Origin of the sequence: Pseudarthrobacter polychromogenes (assembly GCF_014644495.1) — a bacterium.
Lineage (GTDB): Bacteria > Actinomycetota > Actinomycetes > Actinomycetales > Micrococcaceae > Arthrobacter > Arthrobacter polychromogenes.
The window spans coordinates 45,167-62,981 of sequence record NZ_BMKU01000009.1 but is presented as its reverse complement, the minus strand read 5'-3'; the positions used below and the strand labels follow the sequence as shown (position 1 = coordinate 62,981).

General features: G+C 66.7%; 19 protein-coding genes and 1 riboswitch. Of the genes, 10 read left to right on the top strand and 9 right to left on the bottom strand.

All coding sequences use genetic code 11. The features are described from left to right. The first annotated feature begins 271 nt into the window (after window positions 1–271). The gene (locus IEX43_RS14410) at window positions 272–1,060 is read left to right on the top strand and encodes a glycoside hydrolase family 25 domain-containing protein (protein ID WP_409372350.1); all 789 of its coding nucleotides are present in this window, start codon (window positions 272–274) and stop codon (window positions 1,058–1,060) included. 13 nt (window positions 1,061–1,073) lie between these two features. Here the strand turns inward: IEX43_RS14410 and IEX43_RS14405 are convergent, their stop codons facing one another. Genes IEX43_RS14405 through IEX43_RS14395 form a run of 3 tightly spaced genes read right to left on the bottom strand, consistent with a single transcriptional unit; the run spans window position 1,074 to window position 4,050 of the window. Beyond that, window positions 1,074–1,874, bottom strand: coding sequence for an energy-coupling factor transporter transmembrane component T family protein (locus IEX43_RS14405; protein WP_188812026.1), 801 nt, complete (start codon window positions 1,872–1,874; stop codon window positions 1,074–1,076). Further along, on the bottom strand, window positions 1,871–3,427 hold the full coding sequence (locus IEX43_RS14400; RefSeq protein WP_188812025.1) for an ABC transporter ATP-binding protein: 1,557 nt from the start codon (window positions 3,425–3,427) through the stop codon (window positions 1,871–1,873). The genes IEX43_RS14405 and IEX43_RS14400 overlap by 4 nt, the downstream gene beginning before the upstream one ends. Next, on the bottom strand, window positions 3,427–4,050 hold the full coding sequence (locus IEX43_RS14395; RefSeq protein WP_188812024.1) for an ECF transporter S component: 624 nt from the start codon (window positions 4,048–4,050) through the stop codon (window positions 3,427–3,429). The genes IEX43_RS14400 and IEX43_RS14395 overlap by 1 nt, the downstream gene beginning before the upstream one ends. Window positions 4,051–4,114: 64 nt before the next feature. Further along, a riboswitch (TPP riboswitch) is annotated at window positions 4,115–4,254 on the bottom strand. Window positions 4,255–4,327: 73 nt separating this feature from the next. On the opposite strand from IEX43_RS14395, the gene IEX43_RS14390 reads away from it, so the two are divergent. The 6 genes from IEX43_RS14390 to IEX43_RS14365 all read left to right on the top strand — a co-directional run bounded on the left by IEX43_RS14390 (window position 4,328) and on the right by IEX43_RS14365 (window position 7,441). After that, complete coding sequence (locus IEX43_RS14390; RefSeq protein WP_188812022.1) at window positions 4,328–4,870, top strand: heme-degrading domain-containing protein; 543 nt, start codon at window positions 4,328–4,330, stop codon at window positions 4,868–4,870. 22 nt (window positions 4,871–4,892) lie between these two features. Next, window positions 4,893–5,042: a hypothetical protein gene (locus IEX43_RS14385; RefSeq protein ID WP_188812020.1), complete on the top strand. Its 150-nt coding sequence runs from the start codon at window positions 4,893–4,895 to the stop codon at window positions 5,040–5,042. A gap of 98 nt (window positions 5,043–5,140) precedes the next feature. Then, complete coding sequence (locus IEX43_RS14380) at window positions 5,141–5,656, top strand: DUF4383 domain-containing protein (RefSeq protein WP_188812017.1); 516 nt, start codon at window positions 5,141–5,143, stop codon at window positions 5,654–5,656. A 71-nt stretch (window positions 5,657–5,727) separates the two neighbouring features. Continuing rightward, window positions 5,728–6,783, top strand: coding sequence for an iron-containing redox enzyme family protein (locus IEX43_RS14375; RefSeq protein ID WP_188812014.1), 1,056 nt, complete (start codon window positions 5,728–5,730; stop codon window positions 6,781–6,783). 10 nt (window positions 6,784–6,793) lie between these two features. Further along, window positions 6,794–7,087, top strand: coding sequence for a CDGSH iron-sulfur domain-containing protein (locus IEX43_RS14370; protein ID WP_229666471.1), 294 nt, complete (start codon window positions 6,794–6,796; stop codon window positions 7,085–7,087). A 90-nt stretch (window positions 7,088–7,177) separates the two neighbouring features. Further along, window positions 7,178–7,441, top strand: a complete 264-nt coding sequence (locus tag IEX43_RS14365) for a DUF4235 domain-containing protein (protein WP_188812012.1) — start codon at window positions 7,178–7,180, stop codon at window positions 7,439–7,441. A 75-nt stretch (window positions 7,442–7,516) separates the two neighbouring features. On the opposite strand, the gene mnhG is transcribed toward IEX43_RS14365, so the two are convergent. The 6 genes from mnhG to IEX43_RS14335 are packed head-to-tail and all read right to left on the bottom strand — an operon-like array spanning window position 7,517 to window position 14,026. After that, a complete protein-coding gene (gene mnhG / locus IEX43_RS14360; RefSeq protein ID WP_188812010.1) occupies window positions 7,517–7,918 on the bottom strand; it encodes a monovalent cation/H(+) antiporter subunit G in 402 nt (133 codons plus the stop codon). Continuing rightward, window positions 7,908–8,186 (bottom strand): monovalent cation/H+ antiporter complex subunit F, encoded by a 279-nt coding sequence (locus IEX43_RS14355; RefSeq protein WP_104188512.1) that lies wholly within the window; start codon window positions 8,184–8,186, stop codon window positions 7,908–7,910. Before IEX43_RS14355 ends, mnhG begins: the two co-directional genes overlap by 11 nt. Continuing rightward, window positions 8,183–8,728 carry a Na+/H+ antiporter subunit E gene (locus IEX43_RS14350; protein ID WP_188812008.1) on the bottom strand — a complete coding sequence of 182 codons (546 nt, stop codon included), beginning with the start codon at window positions 8,726–8,728 and terminating at the stop codon, window positions 8,183–8,185. The genes IEX43_RS14355 and IEX43_RS14350 overlap by 4 nt, the downstream gene beginning before the upstream one ends. Next, window positions 8,725–10,329 (bottom strand): Na+/H+ antiporter subunit D, encoded by a 1,605-nt coding sequence (locus IEX43_RS14345; RefSeq protein WP_104188508.1) that lies wholly within the window; start codon window positions 10,327–10,329, stop codon window positions 8,725–8,727. Before IEX43_RS14345 ends, IEX43_RS14350 begins: the two co-directional genes overlap by 4 nt. Beyond that, the gene (locus tag IEX43_RS14340; RefSeq protein ID WP_188812006.1) at window positions 10,326–10,958 is read right to left on the bottom strand and encodes a Na(+)/H(+) antiporter subunit C; all 633 of its coding nucleotides are present in this window, start codon (window positions 10,956–10,958) and stop codon (window positions 10,326–10,328) included. The genes IEX43_RS14345 and IEX43_RS14340 overlap by 4 nt, the downstream gene beginning before the upstream one ends. Then, window positions 10,955–14,026, bottom strand: coding sequence for a Na+/H+ antiporter subunit A (locus IEX43_RS14335; protein ID WP_188812004.1), 3,072 nt, complete (start codon window positions 14,024–14,026; stop codon window positions 10,955–10,957). Before IEX43_RS14335 ends, IEX43_RS14340 begins: the two co-directional genes overlap by 4 nt. Window positions 14,027–14,221: 195 nt before the next feature. Here IEX43_RS14335 and IEX43_RS14330 point away from each other — a divergent pair, with 195 nt between their 5' ends. The 3 genes from IEX43_RS14330 (at window position 14,222) to IEX43_RS14320 (ending at window position 17,802) form a co-directional block, all read left to right on the top strand. Further along, a complete protein-coding gene (locus IEX43_RS14330) occupies window positions 14,222–15,625 on the top strand; it encodes an MFS transporter (RefSeq protein ID WP_188812002.1) in 1,404 nt (467 codons plus the stop codon). Between the two features lie 108 nt (window positions 15,626–15,733). Beyond that, the gene (locus tag IEX43_RS14325) at window positions 15,734–16,834 is read left to right on the top strand and encodes a Gfo/Idh/MocA family protein (protein WP_188812000.1); all 1,101 of its coding nucleotides are present in this window, start codon (window positions 15,734–15,736) and stop codon (window positions 16,832–16,834) included. Continuing rightward, the gene (locus IEX43_RS14320) at window positions 16,831–17,802 is read left to right on the top strand and encodes a DUF6807 domain-containing protein (protein WP_188811997.1); all 972 of its coding nucleotides are present in this window, start codon (window positions 16,831–16,833) and stop codon (window positions 17,800–17,802) included. The genes IEX43_RS14325 and IEX43_RS14320 overlap by 4 nt, the downstream gene beginning before the upstream one ends. The last annotated feature ends 13 nt before the right edge of the window (window positions 17,803–17,815 follow it).

The window sequence follows — 17,815 nt, the reverse complement described above, 5'->3', positions numbered from 1 at the left end:
TCACACATGAGCTATCGGGCGGGACATGGACTCCCCAATGGGCCGTCATAACGATTCGTTACCCGTCCCATGCGATATAACCGGGGAATCGAGGCACCTTGACCTCTCCGTGCCAACGGCGGGACACTGGATGGGGACCTCTTCGTCCAGCGGCAACGGAGGCAGCATGCGCCGCACACCAGCCAGCAAGGCGCCGCCAAGCACCACCAAGCGGGGCAGGGCGCCGTCACACCGGGTACTGCACGCCGGAAACCCACGGGCCGTGCCGGCAATGTTTGGCCTGCTTCTTGCCGCGCTGTTCCTGGTCACCGGTGCCCCCGCCTACGCCGTTCCTTCACCCGGGGAGGGGCAGCAGTCATTTCTGGGTAACGACATCTCGTGGCCGCAGTGCAACGGAGATTTTCCCTCGGAACAGGCGTTTGCCATTGTGGGCGTCAACAATGGCCTGGCCAACACCACGAACCCCTGCCTGTCCGAGCAGCTCAGGTGGGCCGAAGATTCCGCCGGCCACCCCGGCCAGCCCACAGTCTCCCTGTACGTCAACACCGCCAATCCCGGCGCCGCCGGCTCCTGGTGGCCGGAAAACGACGAGTACCCGCCCGGCAAGGATGTCCACAACCCTTACGGCCCCTGCAAGGCCGGGGACTACGGCAAGGCCTGCGCTTATATGTACGGCTTCGCCAAGGCCTACGACGACGCGTACTTCCGCGGGATCATCAACCCCTCCTCATACTTCTGGTGGCTGGACGTTGAAACGGAGAACAGCTGGTCCCGGACCGACAAGGATGCCAACCGGACCGTCCTCGAAGGCATGACTGACTTCTTCCACAGCATCGGAGCCGAGGTGGGGATCTACTCGACCGGCCAGCAGTGGGACCGGATTGTCGGAACAGTCAGCAGCTCGAGCAACCTCTATTCGCTTCCCAGCTGGCTGGCCGGGTCCCTCAACGCCTCCGGCGCGGCGAGCGCCTGCTCACAGGAGCCGCTGACCGGCGGCGGCAGGGTGGTGCTGGCCCAGTTCGTGTCCAGGGGTTTCGACTACAACTATGCCTGCCCCTAGGCCGGCCCAGGTGTCAGCTTCCCAGCCACACCATGTTCCATGTCCCAAGGGACACTGCTGCAACCACCGCTGTTCCCGCCATCACTACGCCCCCGGCAAGCACCCAGGCATCCAGCGCGCTGAAGGTGGATTCGCGCGCCCACGTCCGGCGTCCGCCGCCGAAACCACGCGCCTCCATGGTCACTGCCAGCCGTGACGCCCGGCGGATTGCCTGCACCAGGAGCCCGAAGCTCTGCCCCAGCGTCGCCTTCAACCGCTGAACGGCACTGCCGCGCGAACCCACGCCCCGGGCCCGGCGCGCCATGCCGATGGTCTGCCACTCTTCCGCCATCAGGCCCACCAGCCTCATGGCGGCCAGGGTCCCCAGCACAAAGCGGTGCGGCAGGCGGGCCTTCTGTGCCAGGGCATCGGCCAGGTCCGTGGGGTCGGTGCAGCTCATGAGCAGCACCGCCGGAAGGGCGATGGCCAGCCCGCGCAGCATGAAGCCGATCCCCAGTTCCAGCGAGCCTTCGCTCATGGTCCAGATGCCGACGTCGATCAGCGTCCTTCCGCTGTCCGGAGCCAGGATTGAGGTACTCCAGCCCCCCACGGCCGCCGCGAGGATCAGCGGCCAGCCGCGCTGCCACAGCAGCGTCAGCGTCAGGCCTGCGAGCGGGAACAGCAGGAATTCGAAGGCCAGCGCCACTGACGCGGAAACCCAGTCGATCGAAAGCGCCAGCACTGCCGTGATGAGGAAGACAGCGGCGAACTTGCTCAGGGGATTGGCGCGGGTCAGCGGGGCCTGGTTGCCGCGCAGGTTCAGTTCCTGCCTCATGGCGCCACCGGTTCGGCGGCAGCCATCCGCAGCTCGGTTCCACCCAGTGCGGCGGTGAACTCGGCGTCGTGCGTCACGGACACCACGGCGGTGCCGCCATCCAGGAGCTCGGACAGGAACGAGGCCAGCTCCGCCCAGGTGTTGGCGTCCTGGCCGAACGTCGGCTCGTCCAGCACGAGCACGCGGGGATGGGCCGCCAGGACCGTGGCCACGGAGAGGCGCCGCTTCTCGCCGCCGGACAGCGTATAGGGGTTCGCGTCCACGAGGTGGGTCAGCCGCAACCGCTCCAGCAGCTCGTCCACGCGCTCCTCACCGTGCCCCAGGTGCCGCGGACCGAACAGGAGTTCGTCCAGCACCTTCCCGGTGACGAACTGGTGCTCAGGCTCCTGGAACACGGTGCCGATCCGCTCGATGAGCTGCTCGGCTTTCCACTTATAAGGGTCTATCCCGGCGCCGCGGCTGAGGTCCAGGGTGGCCGACACCTTTCCAGCCACCGGCTCCAGGAGTCCCGCGAGGGTCAGCGCAAACGTTGACTTGCCCGCCCCGTTGGGGCCCGTGATGGCCAGCGCCTGCCCTGCCCGGACCTGCGCGGAAATATCGTGTTGGACGGGCACCGTGGGGACCTTCCGAAAGCCGCTGCGGCGCGGACGTTCCCGGGAAACCGCAAGGTGTTCGGCCGCCAGCAGGAGATCGCCGGAGCCTGCCGCCGGGTTGCCCGACCTTGCACGTGTCTCAGGAACATACCCGGGCACCCACACACCTGCCGCCGCCAGCATGGTCCGCGCGTCCGCGAGCACCTGGTCCGGAGGACCGTCAAGCAGCACGGCATCATCGGTGGCGCTGCCCGGCTGCAGCACCACGATCCGGTCCACCAGGTCCTTCCACACGGACACCCGGTGCTCCACCACAACCAGCGTGGCACCGGTTTTGTCCAGGCAGCGGCCCACGGCGTCGCGGACTTCCAGCACACCGGCAGGGTCCAGGTTCGCCGTGGGCTCGTCGAGCAGGATCAGGCCGGGCCGCATGGCGAGGATTCCTGCCAGCGCCAGGCGCTGTTTTTGCCCGCCGGACAGGGCCGACGTCGGGTGGTCCAGCGGCAGGTGGGAAAGTCCGACGTCGTCCAGCGCCTCGTGCACGCGGGCCCAGATGGCGTCGCGGGGCACGGCGAGGTTCTCGGCGCCGAAGGCAACGTCGTCGCCGACGCGGGAGAGGACCACCTGCGTCTCCGGGTCCTGCTGCATCAGCCCGGCCCGGCCGCGCTGCCCGCGGGGCACGGCGCCGTCAACCAGCAGCGAACCCGTCTCGTCGGACTCGCTGGCGTCGCCGCCGTCGTCGTCTATGTCCCCCAGTACCCCGGCCAGGGCATGCAGGAGCGTGGACTTGCCGGCGCCGGAGGGCCCCAGGAGGAGCACCCGCTCCCCCGGGCGAATCTCCAGGTCGAGGCCACGGACGGCCGGCTTGGCGCGCCCCGCGTGCCGCCAGCCCCAGCCACGGGCTGTGACGGCAGCCGGACGCACCGCCACGGATTCCTCGTGCCGCGAAGGGGCGCCCATCAGGAGAAGACGGGCTCCGTTGCCGCCTTGCGTGATGCAAAGGAGCTCAGGACCCCGGTCCTGGCCAGGCCGCGGGTGGCAATCCAGGACAGTGCTCCGGCGATGATGGCGCCGGAGATGGCGGTGAAGATGATGTAGGCCAGCTTGTCGCCGGCGGCGTAGGCGATGTTCCAGCCCCACGGCGCGAAGGAGTCGTTCAGGCCGCAGAAAAGGCCGGCGGCGGCGCCGGCAAGCAGTGCCACGGGCAGGTTGAACTTCCGGTACACGAAGATAGCGAAGATGATCTCGGCACCCAGGCCCTGGACGAATCCGGAGAACAGTACGGACGCCCCGTACTGGGAGCCCATGAACAGTTCACCCGTGGCGGCCACCGTCTCGCAGAAGAGCGCGGCGCCTGGCTTGCGGATGATGAGCATGCCCAGGACGGCCGGGATCATCCAGCCGCCGGCGATCAGGCCGGTCAGGGGCGGGTAGACGGCGTTCATGGGTCCGGAGACTGCGGCGGCCCCCTGGGACCAGGCCCAGAAAATGACGCCGCCGGCGACGGCGATGAGGGCCGCCACCACGATGTCCACGACGCGCCAGGACTTGCCGGCGGGCTTCTTGACTGCTGTTGTTGCCATGTGGTCCTCCTGAGGAACAGGAGGGGAAAGTGGACGCGGCTACCGGCACTGCTGCCGCTGCGCGCACTTCGAGAACTCGACTCCCTTGCGCCGGTACTAACCGGATCAGGTTCGAGGGTCTGCGGCTGTCCGCACTCTCAGCGCCCACCTGCGGTCCCTGGCATGGCCAGTGATGCCGACGGCGGCGCTCCCCTGTCGTTGAATGATTCTGTTTGGTGAAATATCCGCCCTGTTGGGCGTGGTCCAGTTTACCGCAGGGAGGGGTAGATTGTGGGCCATGACTGCGAATCCACCAGATGTGACCGGGTATGATCCGGATTCCCGCGATGCCCAGCCGGCGGGATCCCTGGAGGCCTTGATCGTGCGGATTGAGGCGGAGGTCCGGGAACTCCAATTTCCCGGTTTCTCCCTGGACGACTCCCTGAACCTGGGGCTGCTCCTGGTGGAGCTGGGCAAAGAGCGCGGGCTTCCCATCGCCATCGACATCACCAAGGGCGAGCAGGTCCTCTTCCACGTTGCCTTGCCGGGGGCAACACCGGACAACGGGCACTGGATCCGGGCCAAGAAGCGGACCGCCGCCCGGTACGAGGTTCCTTCCCTGCTGGTGGGGCTGCGCGCCCGGCTCAGCGGCGGACGTATTGAAGACAATGCCTGGTTCGACCAGGCGCTCTACGCCGCGCACGGCGGTTCCTTCCCCGTGTACGTCACCGGGGTGGGCGCCGTAGCAACCGTCACCGTGTCCGGATTGCCGCAGGTGCAGGACCATGACCTGGTGGTCGAGGCTCTCCGCGATATCCTCCGGCCGGCCGGCGCGGAGTGAGGCCCTGAAAGCCTGGGACGAGATGATTTTCATCAGCCCGGACCACCCCTACTATTCCCTGCTGGCGGAACTGGTGTCCGCCGTCGGGAAGTCCTGGCAGCAACGCTACGACCACGGCCGCCGCGGAAGTCCGGACACAAACCCCTACTCGTGGGCCGGCCCGGAAGGCTAGTGACCGGCGCACAACGCCGGCAGAATACAAAGCCTGCTTAGCAATTATTTAGTAATCATGCTTACTATGTTGTCTCCAGGGTTTGAGGAGTACAGCACATGGCAGCCAGCATCCGCCGGGCAGGCGCCCGAACAGGCCTGCAGAAGGCGGCGCTCGCAACGGGCGCCGTGTTCTGCCTGGCCGGCATCCTGGGATTCATTCCCGGCATCACCTCACACTATGACGCGCTCCACCTGGCCGGGCACGCCTCAGGAGCGCTGCTGCTCGGGATCTTCCAGGTGTCCGTCCTCCACAACTCCGTGCACCTGCTCTTTGGACTTGCCGGCGTCCTGATGTCGCGCTCGCACCCGCAGGCACGGAACTTCCTCATCTACGGCGGTGTCATCTACCTGGTCCTCTGGCTGTACGGCCTCCTGGTCGGAGACACCACCCCGGCGAACTTCCTCCCCGCAAACGATGCCGACAACTGGCTCCACCTGGTCCTTGGCCTGGCCATGATTGCCCTGGCCATCATGCTCGCCCGTGGACCAGACCCGGCCGCTGCCGGAGACGGCTCCGGCGCCGTCACCTCCAGCACCGCCACGTCTTCAGCGCCCGGCACCCGCGGCCGCTGACCACCATCTTCCGGCCGGGCCCCCAGCGCAGGGGGCACGGACCCGGCACACGCCAGACCTGAAGGAGCACCATGAAAATCCCAGCAGCACGGGGTCCCGTCAGCACCGCCTTATTCAACGTCCTCAAGGAACTGCCGGGCATGGACGGGGCCGCCCTTGAGGCCCTGCACCGGACGGTGGCCGGCCATCTTCCCGAAACCCTGGACATCATTGGCGACGACGACCTCCAGCTGACGCTCTTCTGCCTCTACGAGCTCCACTACTCGGGCCTTGAGGGCGTGGGTGACGAGTGGGAGTGGGCCCCGGAACTGATCCGGGTGCGCCAGCGGCTGGAAAAGCCGTTCGAAGCCGCGCTCCGGGAGGCTGCCGCGGCGGCCGCCGGTAACCTGGACCTTCCGGCAGAACCCGGTGTCACCAGCGACGCAGTGGCCGACGTCCTGTTCGGCCTGGCCGCACGCGACACCGGCCCCAGCCTCTCCCGGTATGTGGCCCGGAAGGCCAGCCTGGGCCAGCTCAAGGAATTCCTGATCCACAAGTCCATCTACCAGCTGAAGGAAGCCGACCCGCACACCTTCGCCATCCCGCGGCTCTCCGGCAGGCCGAAAGCGGCACTGGTGGAAATCCAGGCGGACGAGTACGGCGGCGGACGGCCCGAGCGGATGCACAGCGCCCTTTTTGCCCGCACCATGCGGGGCCTGGGAATGGAGGACGGGTACGGGGCATACGTGGACGCCGTCCCCGCGGTCTCCCTCGCTGCTGTGAACCTGATGTCCCTGTTCGGCCTGAACCGCCGGCTGCGGGGCGCCATCACGGGGCATCTGGCCATCTATGAGATGACGTCCTCCCAGCCCAACCGCCTGTACGGCAGGGGCTTCCGACGGCATGGATTCGATACGGACGTCACCCACTACTTCGACGAGCATGTGGAGGCCGACGCCGTCCACGAGCAGATTGCCGGCCGGGACCTTGCGGGCGGGCTGGTTGAGGCCGAACCCCACCTGCTGGCGGACGTCCTGTTCGGAGCCACCGCGGTCATGGCCGTGGACGGCAGGCTGTCCGCGCACATCATGCAGTCCTGGGAAAATGGCGGGACCTCGCTGAGGCAGGCATTGCCTGCTGCGGCCTGAGCACCAGGGCATGAACTCTACTGACGGGCTCCACGCAGGCATCAACAACGACTTCCACCAAATTTCCCAGCGATCCGCAGGAGCAGAGATGAACCAGGAACCCACCGAGAGCTCCATTGTGGTTTGCCCCGACGGGCCCCTTATTGTGCGCGGCGACTTTGAGCTCGTCACGCCGTCCGGCGAACCGGTTCCCCGTGACCGCAAAACCGTGGCGCTCTGCCGGTGCGGCGCCTCAGCCATCAAGCCCTATTGCGACGGCACCCACAAGATGATCAAGTTCCGCACCGAACCCCCGTCAGACTGAACAAGCGACGCGGCACGCTGGGCAAGGGACCCGGCAAACGCCAGATAGGCTAGGAACAGCCCGTTTTCCGCCCGCAAGGAGTACTAAGGAATGAACCTTTTCATCAAGCTGCTCGGCACCGGCGTGAGCCTCGGCGCCGGCTTCGTCGGCACCAAGCTGGTCAACACCATCTGGGAAAAGTCCACCGGGCGTGAGCCGCCTACCGGCAAGGACGAGGACGTCCCCACGAGCCTGCAGTCCGCGCTGACGTTCGCGCTGATCTCGGCCTCTGTCAGCACCATCATCCAGGTCCTGGCCAACCGCGGCACCCAGCGGGCCATCACCCGGTTCGCCAAGAGCCAGGACATCGTCTAGCACGCAGTCCAGCCCCATAGCCCCGCCCAACCGGGATGTTTTGCACCACTCCCGGCTCCCCGGGGCCATCAGCACTCAGCCGTCGCCGGAACCGTCCTCACGGGCGGCTTTGGCGGCGGCTTTTTGCACCACGGCCTCCAGCTCGTCCGAGGTGAGGAGTTCGCGGTGCAGGTGCTTGGTGCGGTAGCCCGCACGCCCCACCATGTGCGCAGAGACCGGTACGGTGAGCAGCTGGAAGATCCAGGCCACCAGCAGCACGGGCCACACCCACAAGGTGCGCATCTGCAGTCCGATGGATGCCAGGAGCAGGAACAGGCCCAGTACCTGGGGTTTGGTGGCGGCATGCATGCGGCTCAGGAGGTCGGGGAACCGCAGCAGGCCGATGGCCGCCCCCAGGGACATGGTGGCCCCAACAATCATGAACACCGCGGACAGCACGTCCACCCAGGCATCCAGGCCAGTGGAATCAGGACTCATTGGGCTGCTCCCTCCGGTCTGCCACAAACCTTGCCACCGTCACGGACCCGATGAAGCCGATGATCGAGATGGCCACCACCAGCATCAGGTTGTTCAGGTGCCGGTTGACGGCCATGTCCACGCACAGGGCCCCACCCAGGATGGCCAGCAGGACATCCGTGGCCAGCACCCGGTCCAGCAGCGACGGGCCGCGGGAAATCCTGATGATGGCGCCGACGGCTGCGAGAGAGAAAATCACGGCGGTCACTGCCAGGACAACCTGCATCATGCGGCCGCCTCCGTTCGCAAAATCTCAAGCTCATCCCTGGTACCCATGATCCTGATCAGCCCCGCTTCGATGGACAGCACCTCGTTCTTCAGGTTTTCGACTTCCTGCGGGGAGCTGATGTTCAGCGCGTGCAGGTAGAGCGTTGATGTTGACCGGTCCACCTCGACCACCAGCGATCCGGGAATCAGTGAAATCACGTGGCCCGTGGCTGTGACCAGGAGGTCCTGGTGGCTGCGCAGGGTCACCGCCACAACAGCATTCTTCACCCTGGGACCCCGCCACACGGCAAGGAACAGGAGCTGCATACTGGCCATCACCACCTTGGCCAGGAACATCAGCGCAAACGGAATGGCATGCAGGATGTTGAAGCGTCCGCTGAGCTCCACCGGCGGAAGGTAGAACAGGCGTGCCACTGCTACTGACAACAGGGCCCCGAACAGGAGGTTGCCCGGGCTGAAGTCCTGCCACAGGGCCCCCCAGACAATGACCAGCCACACCAGGAGCGGAAGCTCCTGGCGCAGCGAAATGCGCCGGCGGCTCATTTCCCTCCCCCTGCGGTAAGGACCAGTGGGACGTCGGTGTCCTCGCCCAGGACTGCCTGGATGTAGGAGGACCTGTCGAGCATGTCGTGCGCGGCCTGGTCAGAGACCATGAACAGCGGCCCCGCGAACACAGTCAGCCCGACGCCCAGGACCACCAGCCCGATGGTGGAGCCCACCATGGTGCGCGGCAGCAGGGTGACGGTGTTCGGTTTGGCTCCCGGCCCGGTGACGCGGGCGGCAGGCGTGGCCAGCAGCACGGGATCCGGGTGTTCGGCGTCGGAAGGCCTGCGCCAGAACGCGCGGTTCCACACCCTGGCTACGGCAAGCAGGGTCAGCAGGCTGGTCAGCACCCCGCCGATCACCAGCACGTATGCCAGCGGTGTTCCCAGTTCAACGCCGGCCTGCATGAGCCCCACCTTCCCCAGGAATCCGGAGAATGGCGGGATCCCGGCCAGGTTCATGGCGGGCACGAAGAAGAGCAGTGCCAGCAGCGGGGACAGCTTGGCGAGGCCGCCCAGCCGGTCCACGGAGGAGCTGCCGCCCCGGCGTTCGATCAACCCTGTCACCAGGAAGAGGGAGGTCTGGATGGTGATGTGGTGCACCACGTAGAAGACAGCCGCACCGAGCCCCGCCACGGAGGACATGGCCAGGCCGAAAACCATGTAGCCGATGTGGCTCACCAGGGTGAACGAGAGCAGACGTTTAATGTCGCTCTGTGCCAATGCGCCAAGGATTCCCACCACCATGGTCAGTAACGCGGCAACCATCAGCGGGGTGTTCAGTGAGTCCCCTGGGAACAGCAGCGTCTCGGTGCGCACCATGGCGTACACACCCACTTTGGTGAGCAGGCCCGCGAACACGGCAGTGACCGGCGCCGGCGCCGTGGGGTAGGAGTCCGGCAGCCAGAAGGACAGCGGGAAAACGGCGGCCTTGATGCCGAACGCCACCAGGAGCATCACGTGCAGCAGCGTCCTGGTGCCCTGGTCCAGCTCACCGAGCTTAATGGCCAGGTCCGCCATGGTGATGGTTCCGGTGGCGCCGTAGACCATGGCGATCGAGATGAGGAACAGCACCGAGGACACCACGGACACCACCACATAGGTGACGCCTGCCCGGATGCGGGGTCCGGTGCCGCCGAGCGTCATCAGCACGTAGCTTGCCGTCAGCAGGATCTCGAACCCTACGTAAAGGTTGAAGAGGTCCCCGGAAAGGAACGCATTGGAGACGCCCGCCACCAGGATCAGGTAGGTGGGGTGGAAGATCGAGACGGGCGCATCCTGGTCGCCGTCGGCCATGCCCTGCCCGGTGGCGTACACCAGCACGGCAAGGCTCACCGCCGAGGAGACCACCAGCATCAGCGACGAGAACTGGTCCACCACCAGCACGATGCCCCACGGCGGCAGCCAGCCGCCCAGGGTTACGGCAAACGTGCCGCCGTCCCAGACGGAGGCAAGCAGGAGGCATTCCAGCAGAAGCGTGAGGGAGAGCAGGGCGATACTCACCGCGCGCTGGGCCCGTGAATGGCGGATCAGCATGAAGGTCAGGGCGGCGCCCAGGATGGGAAGTACGACGGCGAGCGGGGCAAGGCTTGCGAGGTTCACTTTCCGCCTCCTTCCGGGCCAGGGGCCACATTGGTGGAGCCGGGTTTTTCTTCGGAGGCTGCCTGCTCGGCCGCCATCTCGCGGCCGCCGGCCAGCAGCGTTGTCCCGGCAGCGCCGTCGTTCGAGGTGGACTCGCCGGGGCCGCCATGGCCCGTGCCGCCGTCGTTGGAGACACTGTGGTTGGAGACGCTGTGGCCGTCGGTGCCCAGCATGGTGAGCGGGAACTCTGAGGTCTCGGCAGGGACCTCGGAGTCGTCCTCTGCGTCGAAGCTCGGAGTCTCGGCAACGCGGAGGTCTTCTACGTCGTCCTGGATCTCGTCACGGCGTGCCAGCACCCACGTGCGGTAAATGATGCCCAGCATAAAAGAGGTGACGGCAAAGGAAATGACGATGGACGTCAGGATCAGGGCCTGCGGAAGCGGATCGTTGTAATCCCCGGCGGCAGTGTCCTTTGAGTACAAGGGTGCGAGCCCTGAGTATCCGCCGGTGGCCAAAATCAGCAGGTTGGTGGAATTGGCCAGGAGCATCAGCCCCAGCAGGACACGCGTGAGGCTGCGCTCCAGCACCAGGTAGATCCCGCAGGCGTACAGGGCCCCCATCACGATCAGGAGGGTCAGGTTTACGCTCATGGTTGGCCCTTTGCGGTGGTCTCGGAGGCGACGCCTTCAGGCTCCTGCTCCCGTGCGGACGGTGTGGCGGAGTCGTCGCCCGCGAATTCCTGCTCCTCGCCGGGAGTCCGGCCACCCACGGCGGAACGCTGTTCAAAGTGTTCATCGATTTCGGCGCCCAGGCTCCGCAGGACGTCCAGCACCAGGCCCACCACCACGATGTACACGCCGATATCAAAAATGGTGGAGGTGACGAATTTGATGTCGCCGAACACCGGAAGCCACAGCTCGATGATGGCGGTCTGGAACACCTGGCCGCCGAGCAGCAGCGGCACTGCGCCGGAGGCTGCAGCCACGGCCAGCCCTATTCCCAGCAGGGCACCGGCGCTGACCGGGGTGGCCTCGCGGAGCTCAAACCGTCCTCCGGCCAGGTACCGGATGGTCAGGGCCAGGCCGGCTGTCAGCCCTCCGGCGAAGCCGCCGCCGGGCAGGTTGTGGCCGGCCAGCAGGAGGTACAGCGAGAACATGATCATGGAGTGGAAGATCAGCCGGGTGACCACCTCGAAAATGATGGACCGGCGCTCGGGGGCCAGGGTCCGGCCGGCCACGATCCACGCATCCCGGGCAGACGCCGCGAACTTCCGGCTGACGGCCAGCGCCGCCGCGTCCCGGCTCCCCGGGTCAACTCCCCGGTGGCGGCCGACGGTTCCTTCCGCAACGGTGGCGGAGTTCAGGATCCTGTCGCCGCGGCCCCGGACGAAGATGAGGCTCGCCACGCCGGTGGCTGCCAGCGCCAGGACGGTGATTTCACCGAAGGTGTCCCAGGCCCGGATGTCCACGAGTGTCACGTTGACGATGTTCAGTCCTCCGCCGCCCTCGTACGCGAGACGCGGAAACTCCAGGGACACGGGCGTTGCTATCCGCGCCCCCATGGCGTAAATCGCGGCGAAGACCATCGTGACGCCGAAGCCCAGGCCGATGATCACGCGCACCACCCGGTACTTGCCGCCGGTCCGGTCGCGGAGCTCGGGCGGCAGGCTGCGCATCGCCAGCACGAAAGCCACCAGGATGATGGTTTCCACCAGCATCTGCGTCAGTGCCAGGTCCGGGGCACCCTGGAGCGCGAACATCAGGGCGATGCCGTAACCGGTGACGGAAACCATCAGGACAGCCAGGAACCGCTTGTTGGCCTTGACGGCTGCCAAAGCGCCGATCACAATGCCCGCACCCACCACGAGCTGGAGCGGGGAGCCGGGGTCAACCAGGTAGATGCCGTCCGGAAGCGGCTTTCCGGTCACCAGGATCACTGACAGTGGCAGGACAAAGGCGACACTGAGGATGACGGCCAGATAGTAGTACAGCGAACCGCGCTGCGTGCGTCCAGTGATCCACACCGCTGCGTCATCCAGCCCGCCGATGGTGTACTGGTACGCCTTGTCCCCGTCCACCCACGGCGGGACCAGGGACTGTGCCCGCGAGACCGCGTCCCGGCCAAAGTACATCGCCAGGCCCAGCGCGAACGTGAGGGCCGTCAGGCCCAGCGCCGGCGTGAAGCCATGCCACAGCGCAAGGTACCCGGCCTGCTCAGCGGCCGTTCCGGCGTCGGGAGCGGTGGAGGCAAACAGTGCGGCGTACGGCTGGATCCATGCATCAACGGGTGCCGGCCACAGCCCGTAGATGATGGTCATAAGGCTGAGGATGGCCGGCGCGGCGAGGAAAGAGGGCCTGATGGCCTTGAAGGGCGTGGGCTCCACGCCGGGCTTGACGGCAAACGCGCCCCACATGAAGCGCGCGCTGTAGGCAAAGGTGAGGATGGATCCCAGGACCAGACCGGCCAGGACCACCATGCCCCACGGCCCGGCTGCTTCGTCTCCCGCGTGGTGGACGAAGGACTCCAGCACCGATTCCTTGGCCACGAACCCGGCCAGCGGGGGAACTCCGGCCATGGAAGCAGCGCCAATTGCGGCCACCACTCCGAGCGCACGGGAGGAGCGGAACACGCCGGACAGCTTACGGACGTCGCGCGTTCCTGACTGGTGGTCGATGATGCCCACCACCAGGAACAGGGTGGCCTTGAACAGCCCGTGGGCCAGGAGCATTGCGAGCCCTGCAAGCGCCGCGTCCGGCGTGCCCAGGCCCACCACCATGGTGAGGAAGCCCAGCTGGCTGACGGTGCCGTAGGCGAGGATGAGCTTGATGTCGGTCTGGCGCAGCGCCCGGTAGCCGCCCACCAGCATGGTGGACAGGCCCAAGCCCAGCACCACCGGCTGCCAGTACGCCGTTTCGGAGAACCCGGGCGCCAGCCTGGCAACCAGGTAGATTCCTGCCTTCACCATCGCAGCGGCGTGCAGGTAGGCGCTGACCGGCGTGGGTGCGGCCATGGCGCCGGGGAGCCAGAAGTGGAACGGGACCAGGGCGGACTTGGTAATGGCGCCCACCAGGATCAGTACGACGGCGGCGCTCACCATGGCGCCGGAGGCTCCGCTCGTGAGGGCGGGCGCCTGATCCAGGATGCTTGAAATGCGGTAGGTGCCGGCCGTGTGGCCCAGCATGATGAGTCCCACCAGCATGGCCAGCCCGCCGGCAGTGGTGACCATGAGTGCCTGCAAGGCGGACCGCCGCGCAGCCAGCCTGGTGCGGGCGAATCCGATCAGGAGGTAGGACAGGATGGTGGTCAGTTCCCAGAAAATGAACAGCAGCAGCAGGTCATCCGCCGCAACCAGGCCGAACATGGCGCCGGCAAAGGCCAGCAGCTGCGCACCGAAGGCACCGAGGTCCTGGTCTTTTTTCTTGAAGTACCTGGCGCAATAAACCAGCACGAGCGACCCGACGCCCAGCACCAGCAGGGACATGACCCAGGCCAGCGCGTCCATGCGGAAGGCAAGTTCGAGCTGGAGCCCGGGAATCCAGGGGACCGTTTCGCTGATGGACCCCGTTCCGGCGTAGACCGGACCGTGCTGCAGCAGCAGCCAAATGAAGGATGCGGCAGGAACAGCTGCGAGTGCGTAGAACGCGTTGCGGCCCCAGGCCCGGAAGAGGAACGGAGCCAGCACAGCCACCGAAAAGTGCACGGCAAGGACTGTTATCACTGGTATCTCCGCAACGTCAGGGATTCGATTGTCAAAGTTGGAGCAGGCGGTTCATTCGTTAGGTCCGGGAGGCTCCAGTTTATCAAGGCCCCGGCACCCGCCCCGCCCCGCAGGATGCCGCGCCCGGCGCGGAGCCCGGTATCCCCGGGGGTTCGCTCCGCCTCCTGTTCGCCACGGGCGGATACGATGCATCCTATGAACAGCGCCAGCGCTCCAGGGGCAACGCAGCCGTCCTCGGAACTTGAGTCCGGGAACCAGCGCACCAGCACAGGCCGCATCCTGGCGTGGGCGTCATGGGATTGGGGATCCGCAGCCTTCAACGCCGTGATGACAACGTTCGTCTTCACCGTCTACCTCACCTCCAACGCTTTCGGCGGCGAAGACCAGGCCTCGGCGGTCCTGGGAGGTGCCCTGGCAGTTGCCGGCCTGGCGATTGCCCTGCTTGCTCCTGTCACCGGCCAGCGCTCCGACGCAGGCGGCCGGCGCAAGCTGTGGCTGGGAGTCAACACGGCCGCCGTCGCCATCCTCACTGCCCTGTGCTTCTTCGTCTTCCCGCGGCCGGAATTCCTGCTGCTCGGAGTGTCCCTGATAGCCCTGGGCAACGTGTTCTTCGAGTTCGCGGGTGTCAATTACAACGCCATGCTCGCCCAGATCTCCACGCCGCGGAACATCGGCAAGGTCAGCGGATTCGGCTGGGGAGCGGGTTACCTGGGCGGCATCGTTGCCCTGCTCATAGTCCTCCAACTGTTCGTCCAGCCCAGCTTCGACTGGTTCGGCGCGTCCACCGAGGACAGCCTGAACATCCGGCTGGTGGCTGTTTTCTCGGCCCTTTGGTTCTTCATTTTCGCCCTCCCCGTGCTGTTCGCCGTTCCCGAGCTTCCCCGCGCCGCCCCGGCGAAGCGGCTGGGCCTGCCAGCCAGCTACGGGCTGCTTTTCCGCCGGATCAAGGCCATCTACGCCACCAGCCCCCACACCATCTACTTCCTGCTGGCCAGCGCAGTCTTCCGGGACGGACTGGCCGCCGTCTTTACCTTCGGCGGAATCATCGCTGCGGGAACCTTTGGCTTTGAGCTGTCCGAGGTCATTTTCTTCGCCATCTTCGGCAACGTCGTGGCCGCAGCGGGTGCAGTGCTTGGCGGCCTGCTGGACGACCGGATCGGCCCCAAGAGGGTGATCATCGGTTCGCTGGTGGGCCTCCTGGTTGCGGGCAGCGTCATCCTGGTGCTCGGCAACGGCGACTACACCTTCCTGGGCATGGCCTGGGCCGGCAGCACCACCTTCTGGGTGTTCGGGCTTTTCCTGTGCCTGTTCGTGGGGCCCGCCCAGGCCTCATCACGCGCCTACCTGGCCAGGCTGGCCCCGCACGGCGAGTCCGGCGAACTCTTCGGCCTCTACGCCACCACCGGCCGCGCCGTCAGTTTCCTGGCACCAGCGCTCTTCACCCTCAGCATCACCCTTGCGGCCCCGCTGGTGGCGCCGGGCGAGGCGCAGCGCTGGGGCATCCTGGGCATCATGGTCGTGCTGCTGGCCGGACTGCTCGTCCTGCTGCCCGTCAAGTCGCCGGACCGGGCGCCCATCGCCGTCGTGCCTGCCGCCTGACAGCCCACACGTTTTACGTGGGGCTCCCCGCCGACCTCTTGACGCACGATGTTATCGATCACATAATTGTGATCGATAACATGAATCCTTTCAATGACGAGGAGCACCATGACACAGGCCCAACATCGTCCCCGCGTGGGAATCATCGGCACGGGCGGCATTGCCCATGCACATGCGGAAGCCCTGAAGCTGGCGGGCGCGGAGCTCGTGGTGGCGGTGGATATCGACCCCCACAGGGCAACAGAATTTGCGGAAAAGGTGGGTGTCGGCCAGACCGCCCCCACCCTGGCCGCCGCAGCGGAAACCGGACTGGACCTGGTCGCCGTCTGCACGCCGCCGTCGTCGCACGCCCCCGTGGCCCTGGAAGCCATGGCGCTGGGCATGGACGTGGTGTTGGAGAAACCGCCCGCCCTGTCGCTCCGGCAGCTGCGGGAGCTCCAGGAAGCGGAACGCGCCACGGGCAGGCGGGTGAGCTGCATCTTCCAGCACCGCTTTGGTACGGGCGCCCGCAAGCTGGCGGACCTGCAGGAGTCCGGAGCCCTGGGCAGCCCGCTCACTGGGTTCTGCAACACCCTCTGGTTCCGGGACCAGGCGTACTTTGACGTTCCGTGGCGCGGCCAATGGGACGTTGAGGGCGGCGGACCCACCATGGGGCACGGCATCCACCAGTTCGATCTCCTTCTCCACCTGTGGGGGCCCTGGCAGGAAGTGACGGCATTCGCCGGAAAGCTGGCCCGCCGGACGGAGACAGAGGACGTCTCCACCGCCATCGTGCGGTTCGAATCGGGCGCGCTGACCACCGTCATCAACTCCGTGATCTCGCCCCGGGAAACCTCCCAGCTGCGGTTCGACTACGAGCATGCCAGCGTGGAACTGGAACACCTCTACGGCTACGACGACTCGAACTGGCGCTTTACCCCGGCACCCGGCCAGGAGCACCTCGCCGCCGCGTGGACGGACGGCCCGGCCAGCGCACCCAGCGGCCACTCCGCGCAATATGCCCGGATCATCGAAGCCGTCAGCACCGGGACCGTTCCGCCGGTCACGCTCGCTGACGCCTACCCCACCATGGAGCTCGCCGCCGCAATCTACGCATCCGCGATCACCGGCAAAACCGTCCGCCGCGGCGACATCACTGAAGGAAACCCGTTCTTCGACCGTGCCGACGGCCGGCTGGAACCCTGGAAACTGGAAAAGAGCCACGCATGAGCACCGCCCCCGGAACAACTGCCGCCCCAGCCCCCGCCCACCAGCTCGGCTGGACGGACAATGGCGCCGCCGTCGAAATCTCACTGGACGGCGTGCCCGTCCTTACCTACACCTATGCTGCCGATGATCCCCAGGCGGAATCGCCCCGGCCGTACTTCCATCCGGTCCGCACCAGGGGAGGCGACCTGGTGAGCGCCTACCGCCCGCACGACCATGTGTGGCACAAAGGCATCGCCTGGTCCCTGCCGCACCTTGGCCCGGACAACTTCTGGGGCGGCCCCAGCTACCGGCGCGGCCAGGACTACCAATGGCTGCCCAACAACGGCGCCATGCGGCACCGGGAAACCACAACGGCAACGGACGACGACGGCACGTTCAATTTTGCGCACAGGCTGCAGTGGATGACCCAGCAGGGCTCGCTCGTGGTCGAGGAGGATCGGTCCTTCCAGGTGGTGCCGGGGGCGGACGCCAGCTACACCCTCGTCTTCGACACCGCCATGACCAACGTTTCCGGCGAGGACATCCACATCGGTTCCCCCACCACGGAGGGCCGTGAGAACGCAGGATACGGCGGACTGTTCTGGCGCGGCCCCCGCTCCTTCGCGGGCGGGACCATCATGGGACCCGGCGGCGCCACCGGCGAGGAGCTCCGCGGCCAGCGGGCCCCTTGGCTTTCCTTCGTGGGGCAGCACGATGAAACCTGCCGCTATTCAACGCTGGTGATGGTTGACGATCCCGGCAGCGTCCATCCGGAGCCGGAGTGGTTCGCCCGGTCCGAGCCGTTTGCCTGCATGGGCCCTGCCCCGTTCTTCAGCAAGGAAGTCCTGTTCCAGGCAGGTGCCACCCTCCGTTTCCGGTACGGCGTTGTGGTTGCGGACGGCGCATCGGACCAGGACAGGGCGGAAGCACTGGCAACGGCCGCCCGCGGCATCCTGGTGGCTGCCCCGGCGTCCCCGGCAGGGACATGAACGGCCGGCCGGT

Excerpts from the sequence above, each read along its gene's own strand:
- IEX43_RS14390 (WP_188812022.1), top strand. The coding sequence starts at position 4,328 with ATGACTGCGAATCCACCAGATGTGACCGGGTATGATCCGGATTCCCGC.
- IEX43_RS14395 (WP_188812024.1), bottom strand. The coding sequence starts at position 4,050 with ATGGCAACAACAGCAGTCAAGAAGCCCGCCGGCAAGTCCTGGCGCGTC.
- IEX43_RS14375 (WP_188812014.1), top strand. The coding sequence starts at position 5,728 with ATGAAAATCCCAGCAGCACGGGGTCCCGTCAGCACCGCCTTATTCAAC.
- mnhG (WP_188812010.1), bottom strand. The coding sequence starts at position 7,918 with ATGAGTCCTGATTCCACTGGCCTGGATGCCTGGGTGGACGTGCTGTCC.
- IEX43_RS14325 (WP_188812000.1), top strand. The coding sequence starts at position 15,734 with ATGACACAGGCCCAACATCGTCCCCGCGTGGGAATCATCGGCACGGGC.
- IEX43_RS14385 (WP_188812020.1), top strand. The coding sequence starts at position 4,893 with ATGATTTTCATCAGCCCGGACCACCCCTACTATTCCCTGCTGGCGGAA.
- IEX43_RS14340 (WP_188812006.1), bottom strand. The coding sequence starts at position 10,958 with ATGAGCGTAAACCTGACCCTCCTGATCGTGATGGGGGCCCTGTACGCC.
- IEX43_RS14405 (WP_188812026.1), bottom strand. The coding sequence starts at position 1,874 with ATGAGGCAGGAACTGAACCTGCGCGGCAACCAGGCCCCGCTGACCCGC.
- IEX43_RS14410 (WP_409372350.1), top strand. The coding sequence starts at position 272 with ATGTTTGGCCTGCTTCTTGCCGCGCTGTTCCTGGTCACCGGTGCCCCC.
- IEX43_RS14380 (WP_188812017.1), top strand. The coding sequence starts at position 5,141 with ATGGCAGCCAGCATCCGCCGGGCAGGCGCCCGAACAGGCCTGCAGAAG.
- IEX43_RS14320 (WP_188811997.1), top strand. The coding sequence starts at position 16,831 with ATGAGCACCGCCCCCGGAACAACTGCCGCCCCAGCCCCCGCCCACCAG.
- IEX43_RS14365 (WP_188812012.1), top strand. The coding sequence starts at position 7,178 with ATGAACCTTTTCATCAAGCTGCTCGGCACCGGCGTGAGCCTCGGCGCC.
- IEX43_RS14330 (WP_188812002.1), top strand. The coding sequence starts at position 14,222 with ATGAACAGCGCCAGCGCTCCAGGGGCAACGCAGCCGTCCTCGGAACTT.
- IEX43_RS14350 (WP_188812008.1), bottom strand. The coding sequence starts at position 8,728 with ATGAGCCGCCGGCGCATTTCGCTGCGCCAGGAGCTTCCGCTCCTGGTG.
- IEX43_RS14370 (WP_229666471.1), top strand. The coding sequence starts at position 6,794 with ATGAACTCTACTGACGGGCTCCACGCAGGCATCAACAACGACTTCCAC.
- IEX43_RS14355 (WP_104188512.1), bottom strand. The coding sequence starts at position 8,186 with ATGATGCAGGTTGTCCTGGCAGTGACCGCCGTGATTTTCTCTCTCGCA.
- IEX43_RS14400 (WP_188812025.1), bottom strand. The coding sequence starts at position 3,427 with ATGGGCGCCCCTTCGCGGCACGAGGAATCCGTGGCGGTGCGTCCGGCT.